The 5,954-nt window shown below is 28.1% G+C and carries 7 protein-coding genes and 1 pseudogene; 7 read left to right on the forward strand and 1 reads right to left on the reverse strand.

What is annotated here, in order from left to right:
- The 5 genes and pseudogenes from E6248_RS11885 to E6248_RS11905 all read left to right on the forward strand — a co-directional run.
- A pseudogene (locus tag E6248_RS11885) lies at window positions 1-1,006 on the forward strand (nucleoside kinase); the annotation flags it as partial.
- Between the two features lie 236 nt (window positions 1,007-1,242).
- Complete coding sequence (gene sdaAB / locus E6248_RS11890) at window positions 1,243-1,923, forward strand: L-serine ammonia-lyase, iron-sulfur-dependent subunit beta (RefSeq protein WP_316341019.1); 681 nt, start codon at window positions 1,243-1,245, stop codon at window positions 1,921-1,923.
- 1 nt (window position 1,924) lies between these two features.
- Window positions 1,925-2,806: an L-serine ammonia-lyase, iron-sulfur-dependent, subunit alpha gene (gene sdaAA / locus E6248_RS11895; RefSeq protein ID WP_396335152.1), complete on the forward strand. Its 882-nt coding sequence runs from the start codon at window positions 1,925-1,927 to the stop codon at window positions 2,804-2,806.
- A 235-nt stretch (window positions 2,807-3,041) separates the two neighbouring features.
- Window positions 3,042-3,359, forward strand: coding sequence for a PadR family transcriptional regulator (locus E6248_RS11900; RefSeq protein ID WP_316341021.1), 318 nt, complete (start codon window positions 3,042-3,044; stop codon window positions 3,357-3,359).
- A 14-nt stretch (window positions 3,360-3,373) separates the two neighbouring features.
- The gene (locus E6248_RS11905) at window positions 3,374-4,045 is read left to right on the forward strand and encodes a VanZ family protein (protein ID WP_316341022.1); all 672 of its coding nucleotides are present in this window, start codon (window positions 3,374-3,376) and stop codon (window positions 4,043-4,045) included.
- 91 nt (window positions 4,046-4,136) lie between these two features.
- Here E6248_RS11905 and E6248_RS11910 read toward each other — a convergent pair whose 3' ends face one another.
- A complete protein-coding gene (locus E6248_RS11910; RefSeq protein WP_316341023.1) occupies window positions 4,137-4,511 on the reverse strand; it encodes a helix-turn-helix domain-containing protein in 375 nt (124 codons plus the stop codon).
- Between the two features lie 159 nt (window positions 4,512-4,670).
- Here E6248_RS11910 and E6248_RS11915 point away from each other — a divergent pair, with 159 nt between their 5' ends.
- Both E6248_RS11915 and E6248_RS11920 read left to right on the forward strand, forming a co-directional pair.
- Window positions 4,671-5,276 carry an NAD(P)H-dependent oxidoreductase gene (locus E6248_RS11915; RefSeq protein WP_316341024.1) on the forward strand — a complete coding sequence of 202 codons (606 nt, stop codon included), beginning with the start codon at window positions 4,671-4,673 and terminating at the stop codon, window positions 5,274-5,276.
- A gap of 354 nt (window positions 5,277-5,630) precedes the next feature.
- Window positions 5,631-5,789: a DUF1540 domain-containing protein gene (locus tag E6248_RS11920; protein ID WP_136007820.1), complete on the forward strand. Its 159-nt coding sequence runs from the start codon at window positions 5,631-5,633 to the stop codon at window positions 5,787-5,789.
- Window positions 5,790-5,954 lie beyond the last annotated feature (165 nt).

The following is a 5,954-nucleotide window of genomic DNA, read 5'->3' on the forward strand; positions in this document are numbered from 1 at the left end:
AGGAGTATTTAAAGAAAATAGAAAATTATCTAATATATTTTTAGAAACAGAAAGATGGTTAGATATTATTGGAGTAGGTGAAGTTGGTTCATTAAATGATAAGGTGGAAAATCATGAACTTAGAGATTTAATTATGGTATCTGAAGCGCTGCATGAAAAGAAAATTGCTCAAATTGCAGATATGATTAATGAAAGAAAGGAAACAAAGGTAGTACTTATTGCAGGGCCAAGTTCTTCAGGGAAGACCACTTTTGCCAATAGACTATCAGTTCAGCTAAGGGTAAATGGATATGTTCCTGTACCTATTTCTTTAGATGATTATTTTGTAGATAGAGAGCATACTCCAAAAGATGAAAATGGAGAATTTGATTTTGAAAGTATATATTCTATAGATATTGAACTTTTCAATAAGCATTTGGCTAGTCTTCTTAAGGGGGAAGAAGTAGAAATTCCTAGGTTTAATTTTAGAAAGGGAGAAAGAGAGTGGGTTAATAATATTATTAAATTACCTAATAATGGAGTGATATTAATAGAAGGAATCCATGGATTAAATCCAATGCTTACTTCTCTAATTTCAGATAAACAGAAGTTTAAGATATATATTTCAGCATTAACTCAATTAAATTTAGATAATCACAATAGAATTGCAACTACAGATATTAGAAGAGTTAGAAGAATAGTAAGAGACTTTTTATCTAGAGGATATGGAGCGGAAGATACATTAAAAATGTGGCCTTCAATAAGAAGAGGTGAAGAAAAAAATATTTTTGTATTCCAAGAAGAAGCAGATGTTATGTTTAACTCAACCTTAGTATATGAATTATGTGTATTAAAGAAATATGCCTTAGAAGAATTAGACAAAATAAAGGAAGATAGCCCAGTTTATATATTAGCAAGTAGACTTAAATCCTTCCTTGGATTCTTTAAGGAAATTGATAAGGAATATGTTCCAACTAATAGTATCTTAAGAGAATTTATAGGTGGAAGTGACTTCTATAAATACTAGTGGTGTTAGAGCACAATTAAGAATGAATAATTAGAAATTATTAAAAAACTCCTAAGGGAGTTTTTTATTTTGTAAATAAATAAGATGTTGATAATTATTAAGTATAAAAAGTAGAAAATAGATAAAATTAAACTTATAATAATAGATTATCAAAACATTTTAATTTATATGGATATTTATTTTACCTAATTATATAATAGTTATATTAAAAATATATTAAACTAAAGGAGAAAAATATGAGCGGAATGGGTGTTTTTGACATATTAGGACCAATAATGATAGGGCCATCTTCTTCTCATACAGCAGGGGCAGCAAGACTTGGAAAGGTTGCTAGAATTATTGCTGGAGATGACGTAATTGAAGTAACATTTTTACTTCATGGTTCCTTTGGGAAAACTTATAAGGGACATGGTACTGATAGAGCTTTAGTTGCTGGAATAATGGGAATGGATCCGTCAGATGAAAGATTAAGAGATTCATTAGAAATTGCTAAAGAAAAAGGAATTAAAATTACTTTTAAAGATGTAGATTTAGGAGACTACCATCCTAATACAGTTAAGTTTTTAATGAAGCTTAAGAATGGTAATGAATGTGAAATTACAGGTTCTTCTATAGGTGGGGGAAATATTGAAATAGTTAATATTAACGGTAATGAAGTTAAGTTTACTGGAGCATATTCAACAATTATAACATCTCATAGAGATATACCAGGAACTGTAGCAAAGGTAACTAATATTTTATATGATAGTGAAGTTAACATAGCTTTCTTAACACTTGGAAGAAGTCAAAAAGGGAAAAATGCTACTATGACTTTTGAGTTAGATGGTAAGGTTTCAGATGATTTAATTGAAGAAATAAAAAAAGTTGAAGGTATAGAAAAAGTAATATTAATTAACAAGATAGAGGATGGTGAGTAGTGTGGATATAGCAAGATCAGGAGAAGAGTTAATTAAGATATGTGAAGAAAATTCTATTTCTTTAAGCGAATATGCAATTAGAAGAGAAATGGAAGATAGAGAAGTTTCAAGAGAAGATTTGTTTTTAAAAATGAAGAAAACTCTTGATGTAATGAGACATGGAGCAACAGAAGCAAGAGAAAAAGAAGTATATTCAGTAAGTGGACTTATTGGTGGAGATGGTTATAAGCTTCAAGAATATTTAAAAAGTGGTAAGTCTCTAACAGGAGATACTATGATTTTAGCTATGGCAATGGCTCTATCATCTTCAGAAGTAAATGCTTCAATGGGAAGAATAGTAGCTTGCCCAACAGCTGGATCTTGTGGAATAATTCCAGCAGTAATTTTAACAGCAGGAGAGAGACTTGGAAAATCTGATGAAGATTTAATAAAAGCTTTATTTGCATCATCAGCAATTGGAATGATAATTGGAAGAAATGCTACATTCGCAGGAGCAGAAGGTGGTTGCCAAGCAGAATGTGGTTCAGCAGCAGCTATGGCAGCAGGTGCTGTAGTTGAAATGATGGGTGGAACGCCAAAGATGTCATTAGATGCTGGAGCAATAGTATTTAAAAATGTAATGGGACTTGTATGTGATCCAGTTGCAGGTTTAGTTGAAGTTCCTTGTGCTAAAAGAAATTCTTCAGGAGCAATAAGTGCTTTATGTACAGCTGATTTAGTTATGGCAGGAGTAGAATCGAAAATTCCTTTTGATGATGCACTATCAGCAATGTATAAGGTAGGTAGAAGCTTACCAGCAGCTTTAAGAGAAACAGCCCTTGGTGGAGTGGCAGTTACAAAGGCTGGGCTAGAATTAAGAAAAAAGGTTTTTGGGGACGAATAAGATTATAATTAAAAATACATAATTAAGGATAAAACTCCTGATGGAATTTTTGAAATTAAATTGTATTTAAATATACATATTAAACGAAAGTAGCTGTTGATAAAACTTTAAAGTATGTTTTATCAACAACTACTTTTATTTTTATTAGAATGAGTTTAAGTTTATAATAGAAATTGCAAATATACCTTGTATTACTAGGTGTTTTAGTTTTATAATATTAGTAAAGGTGGTTATTATGGATAAAGAATTATTAAAAGGATTTATAGATATATTAATATTGGCATTATTAACAAAAGAAGATATGTACACTTATGAAATATTAAAAGTGATTATGGAAAATTCTAATGGTGAAATCACCTTAGGTGAAGGGACTTTATATCCTGCATTAAAGAGGTTTTATAATAATGGTTATGTAAAATATTATTGGGTAGAAAAAGATAATAACAAAGTGAAAAGAAAATATTATAAAATTACAGATCTGGGGAGAGAATACCTTAATTCAAAAGTTAATGATTTTAAGAGTTTAACATCATTAGTAAATAAATTTTTATAAAAGGAGGAGAATTTATGAAGGAGATTAATAAGTTTGCTAAAAAATCAGTTAGTAAATTAGATTTATCTATTAAGGAAAGAAAGGAATTAAAAGCAGAATATATCGATCATATTACAGCAATATATAAAGAACATCTAGAGGATGGATTTTCTGAAAAGGAATCTTTAGATTATGCCATTAGAATTTTTAAAAGTGATAATTGGTTAGGTGATAGTAGTATAAACCAAAAGAAAAATTATATACAGTTTGGGTTGGTTTCGATATTTTTTATTTATTTAATAGTATTAGTCCCTATTTATGTTTATGTTTCTAGGATGGAAGTATTTAAATCAGGAATTAGTATTAATTCTTTTATTCCTTTTAGAACTATTTATGCAATAATTACAAGTAGCATGGATGGAGATTTTGGAAACATAATGAGATTACAACGTCGTATAGTTTTATTTTTATCATTAATACCTATGGGGATTTTTATTCCAATAATAACTTCAAAGTATAAATCATTCTTATCAAATTTAAAAATCTATTTATTGATAGCATTATTTTTAGAATTATTTAAGATACTATTTCCTTGGTGGATAAGTATTGATTATATTTTATTAAACTTAATAAGTTGTATAATAGGATATGGATTATTTACTATCATAAGAAAATATGTAGTTCAGAAAAGAGCTATAAATATATAAAGAGCAAGGCTGTTATAATGACAGCCTAGTTTAAATTATATGTAATTAAATACTTAAGTAATTTGATTTAAATTATAATAAAATTATTTTTTTATTCTTCATTGTTCATTTCCATTATATATTCTTCTCCATAACTATGCATAGATTTTAAGACGGGAATAATTTTCATTCCAACTTCAGTTAAACCATATTCAACTTTGGATGGAACAACTGGATATACTTTTCTATAAATTAAGTTGTCTTCTTCTAAGCTTCTTAATTGATTTGTTAACATTTTTTGTGTAACATTTGGCAAACTTTTCTTTATGTCTGTAAATCTAAGAGGGCCATCACATAAGTACCATAGTATTAGTATTTTCCATTTACCAGATATAAGTTTGTGCACTAAAATCATAGGGCAAACCTCGTGGTTATCAGAGTTTTTATTATAAAAACAATCTTTGTGTTCAATTGTAAATTTCTCCATTAGTTATCTCCTTAAACGTTAATAAATGAGAATTAGTATCATTTTTGATACTAGGTATAAAAAAAGTGTCTACTTGAAAGTTGATAAATTTTAAACTATCATTTATATTATAACAAATAAAAGATATATTTCCAAAGAGGATTTATAGTGGAGGATAAGATGAATAAAGTATTATATATAAAAGCAAATATTAAGCCAGAAGGACAATCAAGAACATTTAAGGTATCAGATAGTTTTATTGAAGAATATAGAACTTTAAATCCAGAAGATGAGATAATAACTTTAGATTTATATAATGAAGGAATAGACTTCTTAAAAGCTGAAGATTTAGCAGCAGTTTTTGGTGAAAAGACAAGGGAAAGTAGAAATCATCCAATATTAAAGTATGCTTACCAAATAGCAGAAGTAGATAAGATTGTTATTGCAGCACCAATGTGGAATCTAGGAACACCGGCTATAGTTAAAGCTTATTTTGACTATACAAGTGTTACAGGAATAACATTCAAATACACAGCTAATGGTCCAGTTGGAGTTTGTAAGGCTAATAAAGCTTTAATAGTTTCAGGTAGAGGTGGAGATTACTCTAGTGAAATAGGTTCACAATTTGAAATGGGTGAAAGATACTTAAGAACTATACTTGCATTCTTTGGAGTTAAAGATGTTAAGAGTATAGCTGTTGAAAACCTAGATGTAATGGGTATGGATGTAGATAAGATAGTGTCTGATTCAGTAGAAGAAGCTAAGGAAATCGCAAGAAATTTCTAATAATATAAAACTGTAATTAATAAGCTATATTAATTTCTAGAAATTGATATAGCTTTTTTTATTTTAAAATGCACAGAATTTTAAAATAAAAAATTAAGGAATGAAAGAATGAAAAATTAAGGAAGAGGTTTTGCTATGCAAAACCTCCTTTGTTTTAAAGATGGATTTAAAAAATCTGTAAAGATTTTTTATATGCATTCTTTAATTTTTTCATTCTTTCATTCTTTCATTAATAAAATGCAAAGCATTTTATTACATAACCTACTTATTCTAAAATTTACATTATTAAATTATATGTTTTAGGAATAGTATAAAATTTAACGTAAATACTAAGAGGGTAAGGTGGTGATTTTAATGGATAAGAATCCGAATATAAAGTGTACAGTTGAACAATGCAAGTATAATAATACTGCTGAAAAATATTGTACATTATCTGTAATACAAGTTGGAACTCATGAGCAGAATCCAACTCAAGTACAATGTACAGACTGTAATTCTTTTGAATTAAGATAGTAAAGCCTTATAAAGAGAGTATCTGACTAAGAAATTAGTTAGATACCCTCTTTTTAATTTAAATAAACATAAATTAAAATATTTAGTTGCTCCTACTTAAGAGAAATAATTAAGGTAATAGCATAAATAACTAAAAATATCAATCATTACTCTAAAGGGATAATA

Origin of the sequence: Clostridium sp., from assembly GCF_032552055.1 — a bacterium.
GTDB lineage: Bacteria > Bacillota > Clostridia > Clostridiales > Clostridiaceae > Clostridium.